This window comes from Neobacillus vireti (assembly GCF_036962465.1).
In the GTDB taxonomy this organism is placed as follows: domain Bacteria; phylum Bacillota; class Bacilli; order Bacillales; family Cytobacillaceae; genus Neobacillus; species Neobacillus vireti_B.
The window spans coordinates 4,776-24,214 of record NZ_JBALNF010000008.1 but is presented as its reverse complement, the minus strand read 5'-3'; the positions used below and the strand labels follow the sequence as shown (position 1 = coordinate 24,214).

The 19,439-nt window shown below is 38.7% G+C and carries 24 protein-coding genes; 19 read left to right on the top strand and 5 right to left on the bottom strand.

The genetic code is table 11. From position 1 onward, the window contains the following. Positions 1-51: 51 nt before the first annotated feature. Positions 52-1,818, top strand: coding sequence for a peptidoglycan D,D-transpeptidase FtsI family protein (locus V7077_RS03485; protein WP_335498463.1), 1,767 nt, complete (start codon positions 52-54; stop codon positions 1,816-1,818). Positions 1,819-1,888: 70 nt separating this feature from the next. After that, positions 1,889-2,509 carry a YrrS family protein gene (locus tag V7077_RS03480; protein ID WP_335498462.1) on the top strand — a complete coding sequence of 207 codons (621 nt, stop codon included), beginning with the start codon at positions 1,889-1,891 and terminating at the stop codon, positions 2,507-2,509. Positions 2,510-2,542: 33 nt separating this feature from the next. On the opposite strand, the gene V7077_RS03475 is transcribed toward V7077_RS03480, so the two are convergent. Beyond that, positions 2,543-2,746, bottom strand: a complete 204-nt coding sequence (locus V7077_RS03475) for a DUF2536 family protein (protein ID WP_335498461.1) — start codon at positions 2,744-2,746, stop codon at positions 2,543-2,545. Positions 2,747-3,026: 280 nt separating this feature from the next. On the opposite strand from V7077_RS03475, the gene mtnN reads away from it, so the two are divergent. From mtnN to V7077_RS03445, 6 genes are all read left to right on the top strand, one after another. After that, positions 3,027-3,722 (top strand): 5'-methylthioadenosine/S-adenosylhomocysteine nucleosidase, encoded by a 696-nt coding sequence (gene mtnN / locus V7077_RS03470; RefSeq protein WP_335498460.1) that lies wholly within the window; start codon positions 3,027-3,029, stop codon positions 3,720-3,722. 17 nt (positions 3,723-3,739) lie between these two features. Beyond that, positions 3,740-4,663, top strand: coding sequence for a PLP-dependent cysteine synthase family protein (locus V7077_RS03465; RefSeq protein WP_335498458.1), 924 nt, complete (start codon positions 3,740-3,742; stop codon positions 4,661-4,663). A 1-nt stretch (position 4,664) separates the two neighbouring features. Further along, a complete protein-coding gene (locus tag V7077_RS03460) occupies positions 4,665-5,798 on the top strand; it encodes a bifunctional cystathionine gamma-lyase/homocysteine desulfhydrase (RefSeq protein WP_335498457.1) in 1,134 nt (377 codons plus the stop codon). Positions 5,799-5,940: 142 nt separating this feature from the next. Next, the gene (locus V7077_RS03455; RefSeq protein ID WP_335498456.1) at positions 5,941-6,195 is read left to right on the top strand and encodes a YrhC family protein; all 255 of its coding nucleotides are present in this window, start codon (positions 5,941-5,943) and stop codon (positions 6,193-6,195) included. Positions 6,196-6,694: 499 nt separating this feature from the next. Then, on the top strand, positions 6,695-6,835 hold the full coding sequence (locus V7077_RS03450; protein ID WP_335498455.1) for a YrzI family small protein: 141 nt from the start codon (positions 6,695-6,697) through the stop codon (positions 6,833-6,835). 27 nt (positions 6,836-6,862) lie between these two features. After that, positions 6,863-7,003 (top strand): YrzI family small protein, encoded by a 141-nt coding sequence (locus V7077_RS03445; RefSeq protein WP_215043800.1) that lies wholly within the window; start codon positions 6,863-6,865, stop codon positions 7,001-7,003. Positions 7,004-7,467: 464 nt separating this feature from the next. On the opposite strand, the gene V7077_RS03440 is transcribed toward V7077_RS03445, so the two are convergent. Next, a complete protein-coding gene (locus V7077_RS03440; RefSeq protein ID WP_335498454.1) occupies positions 7,468-9,267 on the bottom strand; it encodes a M3 family oligoendopeptidase in 1,800 nt (599 codons plus the stop codon). A 218-nt stretch (positions 9,268-9,485) separates the two neighbouring features. Here V7077_RS03440 and V7077_RS03435 point away from each other — a divergent pair, with 218 nt between their 5' ends. Next, positions 9,486-10,166: a response regulator transcription factor gene (locus tag V7077_RS03435; protein ID WP_335498453.1), complete on the top strand. Its 681-nt coding sequence runs from the start codon at positions 9,486-9,488 to the stop codon at positions 10,164-10,166. Positions 10,167-10,214: 48 nt separating this feature from the next. Next, on the top strand, positions 10,215-11,171 hold the full coding sequence (locus V7077_RS03430; RefSeq protein WP_335498452.1) for a F510_1955 family glycosylhydrolase: 957 nt from the start codon (positions 10,215-10,217) through the stop codon (positions 11,169-11,171). Between the two features lie 77 nt (positions 11,172-11,248). On the opposite strand, the gene sigK is transcribed toward V7077_RS03430, so the two are convergent. Then, positions 11,249-11,962, bottom strand: coding sequence for an RNA polymerase sporulation sigma factor SigK (sigK, locus tag V7077_RS03425; RefSeq protein WP_215043791.1), 714 nt, complete (start codon positions 11,960-11,962; stop codon positions 11,249-11,251). Between the two features lie 239 nt (positions 11,963-12,201). After that, on the bottom strand, positions 12,202-12,741 hold the full coding sequence (pssA, locus tag V7077_RS03420; RefSeq protein ID WP_335498450.1) for a CDP-diacylglycerol--serine O-phosphatidyltransferase: 540 nt from the start codon (positions 12,739-12,741) through the stop codon (positions 12,202-12,204). A 132-nt stretch (positions 12,742-12,873) separates the two neighbouring features. On the opposite strand from pssA, the gene V7077_RS03415 reads away from it, so the two are divergent. After that, positions 12,874-13,656 (top strand): phosphatidylserine decarboxylase, encoded by a 783-nt coding sequence (locus V7077_RS03415; protein ID WP_335498449.1) that lies wholly within the window; start codon positions 12,874-12,876, stop codon positions 13,654-13,656. 91 nt (positions 13,657-13,747) lie between these two features. Here V7077_RS03415 and V7077_RS03410 read toward each other — a convergent pair whose 3' ends face one another. Next, positions 13,748-13,888, bottom strand: coding sequence for a sporulation histidine kinase inhibitor Sda (locus V7077_RS03410; RefSeq protein ID WP_215043785.1), 141 nt, complete (start codon positions 13,886-13,888; stop codon positions 13,748-13,750). Positions 13,889-14,384: 496 nt separating this feature from the next. On the opposite strand from V7077_RS03410, the gene V7077_RS03405 reads away from it, so the two are divergent. Genes V7077_RS03405 through V7077_RS03370 form a run of 8 tightly spaced genes read left to right on the top strand, consistent with a single transcriptional unit; the run spans position 14,385 to position 19,429 of the window. Continuing rightward, a complete protein-coding gene (locus V7077_RS03405) occupies positions 14,385-14,900 on the top strand; it encodes a YqeG family HAD IIIA-type phosphatase (RefSeq protein WP_335498448.1) in 516 nt (171 codons plus the stop codon). A 3-nt stretch (positions 14,901-14,903) separates the two neighbouring features. Next, positions 14,904-16,010 (top strand): ribosome biogenesis GTPase YqeH, encoded by a 1,107-nt coding sequence (gene yqeH / locus V7077_RS03400; protein ID WP_335498447.1) that lies wholly within the window; start codon positions 14,904-14,906, stop codon positions 16,008-16,010. A 30-nt stretch (positions 16,011-16,040) separates the two neighbouring features. Continuing rightward, positions 16,041-16,874, top strand: coding sequence for a shikimate dehydrogenase (gene aroE, locus V7077_RS03395; RefSeq protein WP_335498446.1), 834 nt, complete (start codon positions 16,041-16,043; stop codon positions 16,872-16,874). Continuing rightward, on the top strand, positions 16,874-17,164 hold the full coding sequence (gene yhbY, locus V7077_RS03390) for a ribosome assembly RNA-binding protein YhbY (RefSeq protein WP_335498444.1): 291 nt from the start codon (positions 16,874-16,876) through the stop codon (positions 17,162-17,164). The genes aroE and yhbY overlap by 1 nt, the downstream gene beginning before the upstream one ends. Before the next feature lie 36 nt (positions 17,165-17,200). Continuing rightward, on the top strand, positions 17,201-17,770 hold the full coding sequence (locus V7077_RS03385) for a nicotinate-nucleotide adenylyltransferase (RefSeq protein WP_335498443.1): 570 nt from the start codon (positions 17,201-17,203) through the stop codon (positions 17,768-17,770). After that, the gene (gene yqeK / locus V7077_RS03380) at positions 17,760-18,326 is read left to right on the top strand and encodes a bis(5'-nucleosyl)-tetraphosphatase (symmetrical) YqeK (protein ID WP_335498442.1); all 567 of its coding nucleotides are present in this window, start codon (positions 17,760-17,762) and stop codon (positions 18,324-18,326) included. The genes V7077_RS03385 and yqeK overlap by 11 nt, the downstream gene beginning before the upstream one ends. 3 nt (positions 18,327-18,329) lie before the next feature. Then, a complete protein-coding gene (gene rsfS, locus V7077_RS03375) occupies positions 18,330-18,686 on the top strand; it encodes a ribosome silencing factor (RefSeq protein WP_335498441.1) in 357 nt (118 codons plus the stop codon). Then, entirely contained in the window at positions 18,683-19,429 is a 747-nt protein-coding gene (locus V7077_RS03370) for a class I SAM-dependent DNA methyltransferase (RefSeq protein ID WP_335498440.1), read from the top strand. Before rsfS ends, V7077_RS03370 begins: the two co-directional genes overlap by 4 nt. Positions 19,430-19,439: the final 10 nt, after the last annotated feature.

The following is a 19,439-nucleotide window of genomic DNA, read 5'->3' as shown; positions in this document are numbered from 1 at the left end:
ATGGTTTGAAAACCTCTCACCTCGTCAAAACTTTTGACGAGGTGTTTTTTTATGTGGAAAAGACGGGCACTTGGATGGCTTTTTATCTGTATTACAGGACTGGCACTGCTTTTAGTCCGGCTTATGGAAATTCAATTAATGGAAACAGAGACATTTTCAAAGCATAACGTTAATTTACTTGAGGAAAGTGTCAAGCAAAGAACACAAGAGTTAGTGATTGATAATGGCAGAGGAAATTTTCTCGACCGGAATGGAGAAATGCTTACCCATAAAAAGGTTTCCGTCCTTGTTCTGTTTCCTTTTTTAAAAAAAATCGATTGGGATGCTAACAAGGTTTCTGACATTACCGGAATCCCAGAAAGTGTCCTTAAAAATGCTGTAAAAGGTGCGAAAAAGCCGTTTGCCTATGGTGATCCACAGCCCTTGGAGTTAACTGCATCACAAATGGAGCGAGTGAATCAATTAAATATTCCTGGTGTTTTTGCGATAGAAAAGAAGTTTGAGCGTTCTCAAGTACCTGCAGAACAATTAATTGGTTTGACAGGTGAAAATCCAAAAGAAGTGAAAAAGCGTTATCCTACTAAGGAATTATCTGAGAAGACCTTATTGGGTGTTTCTGGGCTGGAGGAGAGCTTTGATGAATTTTTGCTGCCTGAAGGAAAATCTAAGCTTGTATACCATGTCGACGGTTCTGGCGGTCCTTTATTTGGAATCAATGTTAAGTATGTCGATCCTGCCAATCCATTTTATCCTGTTAATGTACGTACCACTATTGATAAAAGTATTCAGCAGAGAGCAGAGGAATTAGTAGACAAGTACCAAATAAAAAAAGGCGGCCTTGTCCTTCTGAATATTGAAGACAATAGCGTACTTGCAATGGTTTCTCGTCCTGTTATTAATAAAAAAGATCCATATAGCGGTGCAGGGATCACCAATAAGATGTTGAAGCAGCAGATTATGGGCTCTGTGTTTAAAACCGTCGTTGCAGCGGCAGCAATTGACCATAACCTCGTTAACCCTGCACGTCAATTTGATTGCAGTAAAAAGATAAATGGAAAACCGGAACTAAAATATAATTATGGAATGTTGGATTTTACCAATAGCTTTGCAAGGAGCTGCAACCGAACCTTTGGTGAATTGGCAAAAGAATTACTAAAAAAGGACCCCCATCTATTAGAGGAGTATGCTGACAAATTATCCTTAACGAACACTGTTGGCTGGCAGGGAGATGTCTATCATACCAGTAATTTTAAGCAGCTTCCTGACGAAGATAAGGGCAGAGTCTTTGTATCCGACGAGGCGAGAAAGGATGCTAATATGGCAGCTATGTCCGGGATCGGACAAAATGAGGTCCGTGCTACCCCTTTAGCGGTTGCTAACATGATGGCAACCATTGCTAGAGGAGGAAAAAAGGAAATGGTCAGGGCGGTATCAAAAATTGAGTATAAGAATGGGACAACGATGGTCGATTTTCCAGTTCAAAGCCTACAGGGAGATAGCATCTCTCCTTATACCACCATGCGGCTCCAAAAATTGCTTCGCGAGGTTGTTACAAGCCCCAATGGTACTGGAAGATGGTTTAAGGATTTACCATATGAAGTAGCCGGAAAATCAGGTACAGCTGAAACAGGAAAATATGTGGCGGGTAAGCAGCTTCATAATAAATGGTTTGCCGGGTATTTTCCCTACAAAGATCCAAAATATGCACTTGTTGCTGTAAATTTAGATGTGTATGATTCCGAGGGCGGGGTTAATTTGTTATTTGCTGACATGGTCAAGCTGCTCTATGAAAATGATCATGACGAAAGAAGAAAGTAGGTTTTCCCTTCAAGTTCTCTATAAATCATGTTAGAATATGAAGAGCCTTATTTTATAGGAGGGAAAAATTTTGAGCAAAGATTCCAATTCTCGTTCTGGTTATCGAGCGAAACGAAAAAAAACAAATGTCGTTTTAAATACTTTGATTGTGGTTGTCCTGCTATTAATTATCTTTGTTGCATATAATATATTTTCATCAGGAAATGATAATGCTTCGTCATCAAAAACGGTTAGCCCAAAAACGGAACAAACAAAAACTACCAATAAAGAAAAAACAAAAGAGAAAAAAACAACAACCGATGAAAAGACAAAGGATGATACTGTATCAAGTGATGACAGTTCTTCTTCAGAGGATCAAACAGCAGCCGAACAAGAAAGTGAAGAAGCAACCACACCTGAACAGCCAGAAGATACACAGGCAGTGGTTACTGATGATGGAAGTACAACTCAAACAGGCGAGCATAAAATGACATTTGAGGGTGAGGATTGGCAGGCGATGTTAGCTGCCATTTCCAAAGCAACAGGTCTAGACCAAAGCAATATGACCGTAAATTGGCTTGGCAGTGATAAGTCTACTACTAATGCGGCCATTGGGACAGTTACTGCTAAAGATACGAAACAGAAATTTAAGGTTTATATAAAATGGGTGGATGGCCAAGGCTATGTTCCTACAAATGTTGAACAACAATAATGAAAATAGGATGGTGCGCTTACTAGCACCATCCTATTTCTTTTTAAAATGCACAACAGCTGTAAAATAAGTTTGACCGTTTTCGTTGACATGCATTTGATGTGAAACAGAATGTACGGCTAACATAATGGCACGATTTTCATCAATTTGTGATTCAATCTTTTTCTGTAATGTCTGTAAATTAGTGGCTTCGAAAAATTCTACCTTATCCTCAATAAAGTCGAGCTGAAAATTCATCAAGTAAATCCCCCTTTCCCTATGTTTCATTTTAGTTATTTTCTTGTTTGTATACAATTGCTTTGTCATTAATCTAGCAGGTTGTTTTTAATGGTGATAGAATAGGGTTTGCGGATACGATAGCGAAATCAGAGGAAGATTATAATCGTATAAATGCGAAAATAAAAAACAAGTGCCAGCACTAACCCGACACTACATAATTGAATACAATAAAACAATCACGTTTTACATGTTTTCGTTTTCAGGTTAATGGCTGGTTCAAAAAAGAAAGAGGTCATTTATGAAGATTGCAATAATTGGAGCAATGGAAGAAGAAGTAACCTTACTACGAGAAAATATCAAGGGTCAAACGCAAGAAACGGTAGCCGGCTGCGAGTTTACATTTGGCAACATGCATGATTCAGAGGTCATTTTACTGCGTTCCGGTATTGGGAAAGTGAATGCGGCGATGTCGACGACGATCCTGCTTGAAAAATATAAGCCTGATTGCATCATCAATACCGGTTCAGCAGGAGGATTTAATCCTTCCTTAAACGTTGGGGACGCCGTTATATCAACAGAAGTCCGTCATCACGATGTGGATGTTACTGCCTTTGGATATGAATATGGCCAGGTACCTCAGCTTCCTGCTGCTTTTTTAGCGGATGACAAATTAATTTCTGTGGCTGAATCTGCGGCGAGAGGACTTGAAAATTTTCAAATTGTTAAGGGATTAATCGTAACTGGTGACTCCTTTATGGAAGATCCAAACAGGGTTGAGTTCGTTCGGTCAAAATTTACGGACCTTCAGGCGGTAGAAATGGAAGCTGCAGCAATTGCACAAGTGGCCCACCGTTTTGAAGTTCCATTTGTTATTATTCGTTCGCTTTCCGACATTGCCGGAAAAGAGTCTGAAATCTCATTTGATCAGTTTATCGACAAAGCGGCAACTAATTCTGCTACTTTGGTTATGAAAATGGTCGCTGCCTTAAAATAGTATTTAGGGGTGGAGCAATGCAGTTTTACAAAAACGTCCATGAATTAATTGGGCATACACCTATGGTTGAAATTACACAATTTTCTTTGCCTGAAGGCGTTCGTATTTTTGCAAAGCTTGAATTCATGAACCCAGGGGGAAGTGTCAAGGACCGCCTTGGAATCGAACTTTTACAAGAGGCATTTTCGAGCGGGAAACTAAAGCCTGGCGGTACTGTCATTGAACCCACTGCTGGAAATACCGGAATTGGCCTGGCTCTTGCCGCGATTAATAAAGGCATACAGGTTATTTTGTGTGTACCAGAGAAATTTAGTATCGAAAAACAGGAATTAATGAAAGCACTGGGAGCTAAGGTCGTTCATACTCCAACAGAACAGGGGATGAAGGGAGCAATAGCTAAAGCTGACGAGCTTTTAAAAGAGATCCCGGGTTCCTATTGCCCGCGGCAATTTGGGAATCCCGCTAACCCTGAAACCTATTACAAAACACTTGGACCTGAAATTTGGGAACAAATGGATGGGCATGTTCATGTTTTTGTGGCTGGCGCGGGTACGGGCGGAACCTTTATGGGGACTGCCCGGTTTTTAAAGGATCAGAGCCAAGCCGTTAAGACTGTTATCGTGGAACCAGAAGGATCAATATTAAACGGCGGAGAGACTGGTCCCCACAAGACAGAGGGAATTGGGATGGAATTTCTACCAGGCTATATGGATCCCGCTTATTTTAATGCGATTTATACTGTTTCAGATGATGATTCCTTTCGTCTGGTGAAGGAATTAGCTATGCAGGAGGGACTGCTTTGTGGAAGTTCTTCAGGTGCAGCCTTCTATGCTGCTTTGGAAGAGGCAAAGACTGCAAAAGCAGGGACCAATATTGTGGTTATTTTTCCGGATGGCAGTGAACGTTATTTAAGTAAGAAGATTTTTGAGGGAGGAATATAGCTTGAAACCGAAAACAAGATTAATTCATGGCGGAATCAGTGAAGATCCTGCTACTGGCGCTGTCTCTTTCCCAATCTATCAAGTAAGTACGTATAAGCAGGAAGGGGTTGGAGGTCACAAGGGCTTTGAATATTCCCGAACAGGTAATCCAACCAGACACGCGTTAGAGGAGCTTATAAAGGAAATTGAAGGCGGTACAGCAGGTTTTGCTTTTGGCTCCGGAATGGCGGCCATTACGGCTGTCTTTATGCTGTTTAACAGTGGGGATCATGTTGTCATCACAGACGATGTCTACGGTGGGACGTTCCGTGTGCTGACTAAAGTGTTAAAACGGGTTGGAATTGATTCAACCTTTGTTGATACGAGCAATTTGGAAAATATTGAACGTGAAATCCGTCCTAATACGAAGGCAATTTATATCGAAACACCAACCAACCCTCTTTTAAAGATTACCGATATTGATGCCGCAGCTAAGCTTGCAAAGAAGCATAACTTGTTAACAATCGTTGACAATACTTTTTCCACCCCTTATTGGCAAAATCCGCTTGAGCTAGGAGCAGATATTGTTCTTCACAGTGCGACAAAGTATATTGGCGGTCACAGTGATGTGGTGGCTGGTTTAGCTGTAGTAAACAGCGAAAAGCTTGCAGAAGATCTCCATTTCGTGCAAAACTCCACTGGCGGAGTGTTAGGACCGCAGGATTCTTGGTTACTAATCCGAGGGATTAAGACATTAGGAATTCGTATGGAGGAAACAGAAGCCAATACAAAGGCGATTGTAGAGTTTTTACAAAACCATCCGAAGGTTAATAAAGTATTTTATCCGGGCCTTGAAACACACCCGAATCATGAGATAGCCAAAAAACAGGCCAGAGGGTTTGGCGGCATGGTTTCCTTTGATGTTGGCAGCGGCGAAAATGCAGATCAAATCCTGAGCAGGATCAAGTACTTTACACTGGCAGAAAGCCTTGGAGCAGTCGAGAGTCTTATTTCCGTACCAGCACGAATGACACATGCTTCGATCCCTGCTGAACGAAGAGCTGAACTTGGCATCACCGAAGGCCTAGTACGAATCTCCGTTGGCATCGAAGACGTCGAAGACCTAATCGAAGACCTATCGCAAGCATTAAAATAGTATCAACACAACCAAAGGTGACAGGCACCATGTGAAAATTTCACATGGTGCCTGTCACCTTTTCTAATATTTACATAAGGCTTAGATTCGATATCTGTGGTAAAGTAGGTTAGTAGATTTTAAGAAAGACAGGTGATAAGTAGTGAAGCAGCAAACAAAAGTGTTGTATGAGAAAATGGTTGATTTTAAACGTTTCGGAACTGTCTTATTGGCTGTTGGAATCTTTTTTTATTTAGGAGTTATCATTCCGGTTGTAACAAAAACCGAATTCACCTTAAATTTGATGGTCCTTGCTTCTACATCGTTTATAGCAGTATCCATTTTATTTTTTATCCAGTCGAAGCAATGTCACCTAAAGCTATTAGAAATAGATGAGAACGAGGAATTATATAATTAAACGTCAGGCGTACCCGATTTTTTATCGGGGCGCCTTTTTGCATTTCAAAAAGGGCTTTTTACTTATTTATCAAAAAGTTGGCTAAAAAGGTTTACAAAGTTAGTTAGCGTGGATATAATTACCATATGAAGTTAAATATTCCAAAGGAGGTCGAAGACAATGATGTTATATCCTACTGCAAATACACCCGCGACAATTGGCGTTGAAGTTAAAACAGCATATTTGAATAACACGCATTCGACCAGATTGGAATGGATTGCTTAGCGCATTATTTGCGTATTGTGACAATACATATCCATGCCGCAGGGAGAATGACGCCTTGCGGTATTTTTGTGCCTAATATTCAATTGGCCGCAGGGGGATATCTTCCTGCGGCCTTTTTGTGCCCTTTTTACGAGCTTTATGGATATGTTTGGCATAAGGTAAAACTGTGACCTTAGAGCAATCGGTCTTTAGGGTTCGGCTGTTATCAGAAAACTCATTTAAGGAGGTGTAGTCCATGACCCTGAATATTCTATTTTTCTCGATTACAATCAAAAAAAGAAGTTATAGCCTTGAAGAAGCGGCTGACCAGGAAATGATTGAAAAACTGTATGAAAAAAACAAAGATCGGCAAATTTCCATGTATCGGTTTATGTAATTTGCTTGAAAAAGGATGTGAAACAAAATGACTCTAAATATCTTATTTTTAACGATTACCATCTCTAAACGAAAAATCAGCACACAAGAAGCTGCCCATCAAGAGATGGTTGAAAAGCTTTATGAACAAAATAAAGACCGGCAAATCTCAATGTATCGCATGATGTAGTTGTTACAAAAAAACGCGAAGAAAGGTGGTTTTTTATATGATGTTTTTTCTAATGCAAGGCCGTGGAGCTAGCTTATGGGGTATGAAAGATACCACCTAGTCAAGAAAAAATAGGAGGTAGAACAAGATGCCGCTGCATACCTTATTTTTATCTTTACTATTTAAACTGCTGAAAACAAGCAAAAACACGAATTAAAAACGAGGTCATAAGTTGCCAGTCTTAACAGTAAAAGTGAGTGTTAACAAAATGTTCAATTTTCCTTAAGATTGGTACTATGAAAATATGATAAATTCAAATTAGAATAAGACAGATCTCTAAGGGGTGGAGAAGATGTTTATGGTTGTTATGGCTCTCGTTATTACCGGGGCGATTGGTTGCGTAATTTCAGCAGAGATTAGTGTAGAATAAAGAAGAAAAATGAGCATTGGCAAATACATGGCCAATGCTCATTTTTTTGAAATTATTATTTATTCTCTGTAAGCTTAATAAACTCATCTATATCAGCCAGACATGTACCTACTGCTTTTTCCCAAAAATCTTTTTGAGTTAAATCCACTTGTAAATGTTTTCGTGCTAAATCCTCTACCTTCATGGAAGCAGTGTCTTTTAACAGAGCAATGTATTTTTCCTCATACCCTTTTCCTTCTTCAAGTGCCTGAGCATAAATACCCAACGAGAAAAGGTAACCAAATGTATAGGGAAAGTTATAAAACGGTACATCCGTGATAAAAAAGTGAAGCTTCGAAGCCCAAAATAGTGGATGATACTCTTCTAACGAATCGCCATAAGCTTCTTTTTGTGCAGCCAACATCAATTCACTGATTCGATCTGCAGCCACTGTTCCAAGTTTTCGCTCTTGATAAAAATTAACCTCAAACAAGAAGCGTGCATGTATATTCATGAGCAGGGCAACAGTCCGCTGGATTTTATCATCTAACAGAGCAAGTTTTTCTTCTTCGTCCTTAGCGTTTTTTACAGCCGCATCCGCAACGATCATTTCAGCAAAGGTCGAGGCTGTTTCGGCCACATTCATAGCGTAGTTACAATTAAGAAAGGGAACATCCCTCATTGCATAGGAATGAAAGGCATGTCCGAGTTCATGTGCTAGTGTAGAAACATTCGATGGCGTACCGGAATAGGTCATAAATATTCGTGATTGTTCTTTCACGGGAAAATCAGTACAAAAACCTCCAGGTGCTTTCCCTGGACGATCCTCCGCTTCAATCCAGCGTTCGATAAACGCATTTTTCGTAAAAGCAGCAAGCTTTTCGCCAAACAAGGCAAAGTTATCTTCAATGAATTTGGCCCCTTCTTGATAAGGTACCTTTGTTTCTGTTTTTCCATATGGAGCATCTAAATCGAACCAGGATAACTTCTTAAGCCCTAATAGTTTAGCCTTGCGCTCCAGATAATCAACGAGCTTTTGTTTATGTTCCGAAATCACTGCCCACATTGTTTCCAACGTGACTTTCTCCATCCGGTTAATGCTGAGCGGCTCTTTTAAAACATCTTCCCAGCCTCGTTTTTGATAAACACTTAACCGGAATCCGGCAAGATGATTAAGCGTTTTAGCAAGAATGTCTGCTTGATTTCCCCATGCTTGCTCCCACTTTCTAAAAATCGCAGCCCGAACTTCGCGGTCGGGGTTTGAGAATTTATTAAAGGCTTGGCCAACAGAAAGTTGTTGTTCCATACCATTTTCACTAAAAGGGATTTTAATCTTACTTACAATTAAATCATATAGTTGGCCCCAGCTATGATAGCCGTCAACCTCAAGCGTGCTGATTAATGCTTCTTCTTCTTTTGAAAGCTTTTCTTTAGCCTTTTCCCGGCTCTCAGTTAGGACGAAGCTAAATTCTTTTAACGGCTCCTTAGCCACTAGCTGCTCCCAGACGGAATCATCAATCGTCGTTAATTGATAGTCCAGCGAACCTAATGCAGCATGAAATACAGCCCCCAAACTCGTTATTTTAGCATCAAGAGAATAGGCCTTTTTATCTTTTGTGTTTTGTGCTAATAAGCAGCCAACAAACGCTCCTGCTTGAGTTAACTTCTTCGCTGCCTCTTCTAAATTACGTAAGAGCTCCTGCAGGTAGTGGGTGTCCTCCACTGAAATAACAGGTGTCCAATTCTTTACCTTTTCTTCCAACCCTTTAATGCTTTCCTCCGTTTGAACTAAAAAGTTTTCTAATTCGGCGGAATCACTTCCTCCTGAAAAAAATACATCAAGATTCCATACTTCTGAATATGTATTGACTGTCATCGTTGTACCTCCTCAATTATGTACTTTTACATTATAATCATTTATCAAAAAATTCTCTAATTTTCACTTATATAAAAATGGCTTAAACAAGAAGTATGAGAACTTCTATTGCCGGCAGGTAAACGGTTTGTCCAATTTAATACAAATAAATCTAGAAATTTGTGGCCTTGTTTATAGTATAATTTTATCAACATTTATAAAGCTGGAGATGAAACCAAGTGACCAAGATTTTGCTAGTGGATGATGAATCAAGAATGCTAGACCTACTGTCCCTCTATTTAACACCAAAAGGGTATCAATGTATAAAAAGAACCTCCGCAGCGGAGGCCATTCAGTACTTGCACGAAGATAAAGCAGATCTTCTTTTATTAGATGTCATGATGCCAGAAATGAACGGCTGGGAAGCCTGCGTTGAAATTAGAAAAGAATTGGATATCCCAATCATCATGTTAACAGCGCGCAGTGAGAAATCAGATATTATAAAAGGGTTAAACATGGGAGCAGATGATTATATTTCTAAGCCATTTGATGAAGATGAATTGATTGCTCGAATCGAGGCTGTTTTAAGAAGGAAACAGGGTTCTGGTGGTTTGGTTTTCTTTAATGAATTAAGCTTAAACGAAGATTCCTTTCAGGTATCCTATAAACAACAGCCTATTTCGGTCACGCCAAAGGAGTTTTCCTTACTGGCTCTTTTATTAAAAAACAAAAATAAGGTATTTACGCGTGAGCATCTCTTAACGACAATTTGGGGGTATGCTGCGTTGACTGAAGATCGGACGATCGATTCCCATGTCCGTAATTTACGTGATAAATTACGGAAAGCCGGATTTCCCGTGGAGGATTATTTGACAACCGTATGGGGAGTGGGGTATAAGTGGATGGATAACGATTTCTAACAAAAAACTATCTCATAGTTTAATATGAATTCTTAGTAGGAGGATATCATGAAGCTTAATAGTAAAACGTTTCTTGCTTTCTTTTTAGGAGTACTGCTAATTACGTCAGGCTGCTCCAATCAGAGTCAGGAGAAAAAAGAAACGAGTTCAAAAAATAAAACGCCTTTTCATATCGTAGAAGCAGGGGTCATAAAGCTGAAAAATATTCGCGGGATTGGCTATCCTGGCAACGACACTGCTCTATATATAGCCGCAAGTGATGGTTTAAAATTTTATAAAGATAAAAAATGGTACAAAACAACAGCTAATCAACATGACTACATTGGGTTTCAGACGATCAAAACGGGGTTTATAGCAAGCGGCCATCCTCAAAAAGGTTCGAGCTTGGATGATCCGCTAGGTCTAGTTAGAAGTGTTAATAAGGGAAAAACCCTTCAGAAGCTGGCTTTTTATGACAAAGCAAACTTTCATTTTACGGCGGCTAGTTACGCAGGAAATGGTCTGTATGTAATTGGTGAAGAGCAAAGTAGTTCTGTCAATTTAGGTGTAAACTATTCAACCGATAACGGGAAGACATGGAAGAAAAGTGCTTTTAAAAATTTTTCTGCTGATTCTATGGGGATGATGGCGGTTCATCCGACTAATGGAAATACCATGGCCATGTCAACAAGATCTGGTATCTTTTTTTCAACTGATAACGGGAACACCATGAAACTAATCACAGGGCCGATCATGGTAACTGCATTAACCTTCAGTGGGGATTCCATTCTTTTTTCCAGTGTGGAAGAGGAGAAAATCCTATTAAAAACGATTTCACCATTAACTGGTGAACAGGTCAATCTGATCATTCCATTTCTTGATTATGATAATCCAATTACTTATTTGGCAGTTAATCCTAAAAATACAACACAGATTGCTTTTACAACATACAAAAATGATTTGTATGAATCCACTGATGGCGGAAAAACATGGAACAATTTATTGAAAGACGGTAAAAATAAATAAATCTAAACCAAAAGGGCAGGAGGAGAAATCCTGCTCTTTTGGAACAATCCTTTATAAATATTCATGTTCAAATTGGGTTATCGCTTCTTCCGTTCTTTCTCAGCACGGTAAAATTCATGGAACATTTTCATCAATGCCCGTTTTTCAATCCTCGAGACATAGCTTCTTGATATTCCTAACTCTTTAGCAATCTCACGCTGCGTTTTTTCTTTTTGTAAATCCAGTCCGAAGCGGCCAATAATCACTTCCTTTTCCCTGTCATCAAGTACTTCGATATATTTTTTGATTTTTTCTAACTCCATGTTAAGTTGAATGGTATCTACCACATCCTCTGATTCGGATTTCAGTACGTCAATTAATGAAATCTCATTGCCTTCTTTATCCTGACCAATCGGGTCATGCAGTGAAACATCCTTTTTCGTCTTTTTGAGCGCCCTTAGATGCATTAGAATTTCATTTTCTATACATCTTGCTGCATAAGTTGCCAGTTTTGTTCCTTTCCCTTCTGAATAGCTCTCGATTGCCTTGATTAAACCTATCGTCCCAATTGAAATCAAATCTTCTGAATCCTCACCGGTATTTTCGAACTTTTTTACAATATGAGCGACAAGTCGTAAATTGTGTTCAATTAACATATTGCGTGCGTGCGCATCCCCTTCTGCCATTAACCGTAAATACTTTCTTTCTTCCGCCGCAGAGAGGGGCTGGGGAAAGGCATTATTTTTCACATAAGATACAAGAAATAAAAATTCCTTCATTAAATATCCGAGAGCTGTTAAGATTCCAGTCATCTACTCCACCCCCGTGCTTTATTGGACTCTAGCCCACTTATTAATTCCTATGAAAAAAACAAAAAATTGTGTCTGTCCTGTTAATTTTATTTATAAATAAAGTATGTTTACTTGGTTGTTGATTTCCGCTCCAATCAACAAGTGTTAAATAAATAATAACTAGTCATACAGAAAAAATAAAAATGACCCTCTAGCTCGCTGCTAAAAAGGGTCAAATTTGTCTAATGTTATTATGGCTATTATACTTTTTTCAGTTTAAAGGTACTTACCATTAGAAATGATAAAATAATCATAATAAACAAGAAGGTTTGTGAAGGGAGGTAGGGGATTGCCAGAAAACTTAAGGTTGCCAGGCATCCAGCCGCCGTAATTGGCAATCCAGTAAAATATCCGTTACTTTCTGTAATATTAAATCGTGCTAATCGAAAAGCACCACAGGCGATGTAAAATACGGTAAAAAATGAACCAGGTCCGCCAAATTCAGATAAAATACCTTGATATAGTAATAGTGCTGGTGCAACTCCAAATGATATAATATCACTCATGGAATCTAATTGTTTGCCTAGCTCAGATTCGATATTAAACTTTCTGGCGATCATGCCGTCAAACCGATCGGCTAGAGCGGCAATGAAAATGAGCAATAAGCTTAAACGTAAATTTCCATGTATACCAAGCACGATTGCAAATCCGCCCAGTGAAAGGTTCGTTATGGTAATAACATTTGCTGTTTGCGATTTCAGTTTTTTTATTGTGAGATCTAATACATCCAATAAAAACATTCTCCACACCACTCCTTTTTTTTGAAAAATAGAAGGGAATATATTATAAGCTAGATTATTCTATATTATTTAATTCTACGGGTTTTATGTCATTTCGTAAAGAGTATTTTTACACTATTTGGAGGTATTGTTATGTTGCAAGGTTTGTATCGGTTATTAATAGAATTGACCAATGGAAGGTGGTCATCTGGGATTTTAAAAAGGTTTGCCCGTTCACCGTTAAGTCGTGTTGTTGTCCCATCCTTCGCAAGGATTTATCAATTAAATCTAGAGGAAATAGATAAAGGATTGTCTGATTATCCAACCTTGCATGATCTTTTTGTGAGGACATTAAAAAAAGAGGCCCGGGCAATTGACCAACAGGCTGATTCAGTAGTCAGCCCGGTTGATGCCGTTTTGGAAGATGTAGGGAACATTAAAGAAACCAGTGACATCGTTGTCAAAGGGAAAACCTATTCAATTGGGGAGATGCTTGGTGATCCTGATACCTTGGCCAAATATCTGAATGGTACATATATGATTTTATATTTGAGTCCAAGCCATTACCATCGTATTCATAGTCCTGTCAATGGGACTATTACTAAACAATGGCAGCTTGGTTCAAAATCATACCCAGTTAATAAATGGGGATTAAAATACGGACGCGAAGCCCTGTCTAAAAACTATCGAGTTATAACCGAAGTGAAAACAAACCGTGGTCATGTTGCCATCGTGAAGGTTGGAGCAATGTTTGTAAATTCAATTGAGACTACTCACAAGGGCAGCGAGCTGGAAAAGGGCGGGGAAATGGCTTACTTTAGTTTTGGTTCGACCGTGGTCCTCTTATTTGAAAAAGGAGCTTTTCAACTGGATGAATCCCTTCATACCCCGCAAGAGCTAAAGGTTGGGGAAAGACTCGGAATGCTAGTAAAGTAATTCAAAACGGCGCTTTAGTGGCGCCGTTGTTCGTTTGTAGTTATTTATGCTGTAAAAAAAGAAAAGCCCTCAAACGGGGCAGGTATCAAAATTAAGAAGACTTTTTGATTTTATTGTATAAAGAGCGTCGGTGCATTTCAGATTCAATGAGACCAATAAATTCCGGGCTTAAGTTGAGCTCTCTTGCTTTAAAATATGATTCAATTAATAATTCATCTGACAGGTTCCGCATATCAGAATCCACCTCCGATTTAGAAAAAATGGTTCTATTTTATAAGAACAAAACATAAATTGGTAAGTTCAAATGCTGTAACCTAAATCTACCAAATTAATCCCTTTAGAACAATCGTTCTCGTTATCCACAGTTTCAAGTGGATAACTTGTGATTAATTTGTTTATAAAGTAATAAAATGTAAATTATTCAATGGGTATAATGTTAATAAGGTTATCCACAGAAGGTGAAAATGTTGAATTTTGTCGAAAAGTTTTTATAAAAATACACGCAAACAGCAAATCCATTAAATTAATCAAAAAGTAATTGTATTTCAATCTCATGTATTGTCGATATATGAAGGATACTAAGATATAAAGTATTTTTATTGATTAAATTTGTGCTGTTTCACTTTTTCTTTTGAAACAAAGGGGGAAATTGGTTATGATGGTACAAGAAAAGAAAATGGTGGTTCTACATCCAGCATTTTATTTAGAGCTAATGAGGTGTACGCTTAGTGTTAAAACAATTTTTACCGAATGAACATGTGAAAAGCATTCTCGATATTTCACCTGAAGAATTAAAAGTAAGAGGGATTAAAGGGATTATAACTGATTTAGATAATACCTTGGTAGAATGGGACCGTCCCAGTGCCACTCCTCAATTAATTAAATGGTTTGATGAAGTAAAAAAACATAATATCCTGGTAACCATTGTTTCCAATAACAATGAAGAAAGGGTCAAGTTTTTTTCAGACCCGCTAAAAATACCGTTTATTTATAGAGCACGGAAGCCTATGGGGCCCGCGTTTCACCGGGCCGTGCAACAAATGGGAATAAAAAAGGAAGAAGCAGTTGTTATAGGAGACCAATTATTAACTGATGTTTTGGGTGGAAACCGCAGCGGATTTCATACAATTTTAGTTGTCCCTGTCGCCTCATCCGATGGGTTTTGGACAAAATTCAATCGGTTTGCGGAACGAAGGATTTTAAATTGGTTCCGTAAAAAAGGGATGCTTCAATGGGAGGATTAATAAGTGAGTGATCAACAATATATCTGTATGGGCTGTGGGATAAAAGTTCAAACTGAAAACCCAAATGAAATGGGCTATGCCCCTTCTTCCGCCTTAGAGAAGGAAACGATTATATGCCAAAGATGTTTTCGGTTAAAGCACTATAATGAGGTTCAGGATGTTAATTTAACCGATGATGACTTTTTAAAAATTTTAAATGAAATAGGCCGGACTGATGCCCTTATTGTCATGATTGTCGATATCTTTGATTTTAACGGAAGCTGGCTTCCAGGCTTACACCGGTTCGTAGGTAACAATAAGGTAATACTTGTGGGAAATAAAGTCGATTTATTACCAAAGTCTGTAAAGCATGCCAAGTTAGTTCAGTGGATGAAGCATGAATCAAGAGAATTAGGGCTTAGACCAGAAGAAGTATTTTTAGTTAGTGCTGCAAAAGGATTAAATATTAGGGATACGGCTGCAGCTATTGATGTTTTACGAAATGGTAAAGATGTCTATGTGGTCGGTTGTACGAATGTTGGAAAATCCACTTTTATTAATCGGATTATTAAAGAAGTAACTGGGGAAGAAGACGTCATTACAACGTCTCATTTTCCGGGAACAACATTAGATATTATTAAAATCCCGCTTGATGATGAAAAATCGTTGATTGATTCGCCGGGAATTATCAATCACCATCAGATGGCACATTTTATTAATAAAAAAGATTTGAAAGTTATTACACCCAAGAAAGAAATAAAGCCAAAGGTATTTCAATTAAATGAAGGACAAACATTGTTTTTCGGAGGATTGGCTCGTTTTGATTATATTTCGGGTGGCAGAAGATCATTTGTTTGTTACGTTTCAAACGAAATAAATATTCACCGCACAAAAATTGAAAACGCGGACAGTCTCTACGAAAAACATGTAGGAGAATTGCTTACGCCACCAGGACCGGATGAATTAGAATTATTTCCGGAGTTGGTTAAACAGGAATTTACCGTCAAAGAGGCAAAAACAGATATTGTTTTTTCAGGACTGGGATGGATTACGATTAATGAACCGGGGGCAAAAGTGGCTGCCTATGTGCCAAAAGGCGTCCAAACTTTAATGCGAAGGTCATTAATCTAAAGAGAATATGTAAACAGGGTGGAGAAACAGGTGAAAAAGCTATTTGGAGTTTTGGGTAATCCGATTGGGCATACCATGTCCCCAGCAATGCACAATGATTTGTTTTCGCTTTATAACATGGATGCCATCTATCTTCCTTTTCAAGTAATGGATGAAGACTTACACGATGCTGTTAACGGATTAAGAGCATTAGGAGCCGTTGGCTTTAATGTCACCATTCCCCACAAGAGTAAAATCATCCCATTCTTGGATGAAGTGGATGAATTAGCCGCTAGTATCGGAGCTGTAAATACTGTAGTTAATCAAGATGGAAAGTTGATTGGTTACAACACGGATGGTTTAGGTTTTTTGAAAGGGCTAAATGGTATTGTTTCTAAAGTCAAAGGAAAAAGAATATTAGTGATTGGAGCAGGTGGCGCCGCAAGAGCCATCTACTTTACCTTAGCTAAAGAAAACCCTATTCAAATTGACATCGCTAACCGCACGATTGAAAATGCCGTCGATCTTATTGCGGAATGCCCGTATCCGATCTCCTCAAGGGCGTTTACCATTGAAGAAGCAGGTAAACATGTGGGTGACTATGATATGTTTATACAAACAACGATGATCGGAATGTCTCCAAAAATAACGGAACAGCCCTTAAGTCTGCAAAATTTAAGAAAGCAGACTGTTGTTTGTGACATCATCTATAACCCTCTTGAAACCAGGTTTTTACATGAAGCCAGTGAAAGAGGGGCAACGGTACAGAACGGTATTGATATGTTTGTCTATCAGGGTGCACTAGCTTTTGAAAAATGGACAGGTATATTTCCAGATATACAACGAATGAAAGAAAATGTATTGGGACAACTAGGAGGAAAATAATGTTAACAGGTAAACAAAAAAGATTTTTACGGTCAAAGGCACATCATTTAGATCCGATCTTTCAAGTAGGTAAAGGCGGCGTAAATGAGAATATGATTAAGCAAATAGCGGATGCCTTGGAAGCAAGAGAACTTTTTAAAATAAGTATCTTGCAAAATTGCGAGGAAGACAAAACGGAAGTAGCTGAGCAGCTGGCAAACGGCACAGGCGCAGAAATCGTCCAAATTATCGGAAGTACGATTGTCTTGTATAAAGAGTCTACAGAAAAGAAAACAATCACTCTTCCATAAAAAAGGACCTTAAACAAGGAAAAGGATGGCGACTGCATGAAGAAAGTTGGAATATTGGGCGGCACGTTTGACCCGCCCCATTATGGACATCTTTTGATTGCCAATGAAGTTCTTTCGGCACTTGAGCTTGATAAAATTTGGTTTATGCCAAACCATGAACCGCCGCACAAGAAAAAACCGGAGTCGGTTAAAGATGAGGACCGCCTCAGGATGCTCGAGGTTGCGATTGCAGGAAACTCAGCCTTCAGTATTCAACCAATCGAACTTGATCGTAACGGGCCCTCTTATACAGTTGATACAATGAAATTACTTAACGCTGAGTATCCTGATCATCAATTCTTCTTTATAATTGGTGCTGATATGATTGAATATTTGCCGAAATGGCATGATATTGATATACTTATTAACCTTGTTCAATTTGTTGGGGTTGAGAGACCTTCATACAGCCAACAAACGGACTACCCTATTCTTTATGTAGATGTACCAGCTATTGATGTGTCTTCTAGTATGATAAGGGATAGAGTGAAAAAAGGTAAATCAGTTCGTTATTTGCTGCCAGATCCGGTTATTGATTATATTGAGGAGAAACAATTATATGGAACGTGAGAAAGCATTAGCCTTAGTTAAAATCCAATTAACAGAACATCGTTATCAGCACACATTAGGGGTAATGGAAACATCGATTAGCTTGGCTGAGAAATATGGTGCGGATGTGAAGAAGGCAGAAATAGCTGCTATTTTTCATGATTATGCCAAGTTTCGCTCAAAGGATGAAATGAAAGAAATCATCCAGTCACAAGGACTTCCACAGGACTTGCTTCTTTTTAATACTGAATTGTGGCATGCGCCAGTTGGTGCATACCTGGTAGAAAAAGAAGCAGGTGTCCGTGATTTAGAGGTACTGGATGCAATCCGCTATCATACTTCTGGAAGACCTAATATGACGTTACTGGAAAAAGTCATTTATTTAGCGGATTATATTGAGCCGGGCAGACATTTTCCAGGTGTAGAGGAAGTAAGAGAAATAGCAAAAGAAAATTTAGAAAAGGCACTCGTAAAAGCCATTCAAAATACCATTCTTTTCTTAATGAAAAAGAACCAAACGATTTATCCGGAAACATTTTATACCTATAACGACTTAATTCAAAAACTGGAGGACTGATGAATGGATAATCAAGAACTTTTGAAAATTGCGGTAAAAGCAGCAGACGATAAACGTGCAGAAGATATTTTGGCGTTGGATATGAAAGGAATTTCGTTAATTGCTGATTATTTTATTATTTGTCATGGTAATTCTGACAAACAAGTACAGGCAATTGCAAGAGAAATGAAGGAAAAGGCCCAAGAGAACGGTTATGACGTAAAAAGAATCGAAGGGTTTGATGAAGCAACATGGGTGCTGATTGATTTAGGTGATGTTGTAGCCCATGTGTTCCACCGTGATGAACGAAGCTATTACAATTTAGAACGTTTATGGGGCGATGCACCGCATGTTGATATCCTCAGTGAGTTAAATTCATGAGCTATGAGCAATTTGCCTATCTCTACGATGAGCTTATGAAGGATGCACCATATGATCAATGGGTATCGTTTGTTAAAAATATGCTTGTCAAATATGAGATTGAAGCAACCAGCCTGCTGGATCTAGCCTGCGGGACAGGGGAACTCTCCGTCCGGTTTGCTAAACAAGGCCTTGATGTTACAGGCGTTGACTTATCAGAAGATATGCTATCAGTGGCCCAGGTAAAAGCGGAGGCAGCGGGTGTCAAAATCCCGTTTTTTCAACAGGACATGGCAAATTTGGAAGGACAAGGGCAATTCGATGTCATAGGTATCTTTTGTGATTCATTAAATTATTTGCAAACAGAAGAAGATGTCCTATCAACTTTTTTGAATGTACATCAACATTTACATGATCATGGGATATTTATTTTTGATGTACATTCTATCTATAAAATGACCGACGTGTTTATTAACCAAACCTTCGCCTTAAATGAGGATAAAATTTCTTATATTTGGAATAGTTTCCCTGGGGATGATCCCAATAGCGTTGAACATGAATTAAGTTTTTTTGTTTTGGACGAACGGACCGGGAAATATGATCGCATAGACGAACTTCATTATCAGCGTACGTATTCGATTGACCAATATTCAGACTGGTTAGATACTGCCGGCTTTCAATTACTTGAGATGAGTGCCGATTTTGAACAGTTTGAACCAATGAAGGAATCAGAACGAATTTTCTTTGTTGCCAAGAAAAAATAAAAAAAGCCAT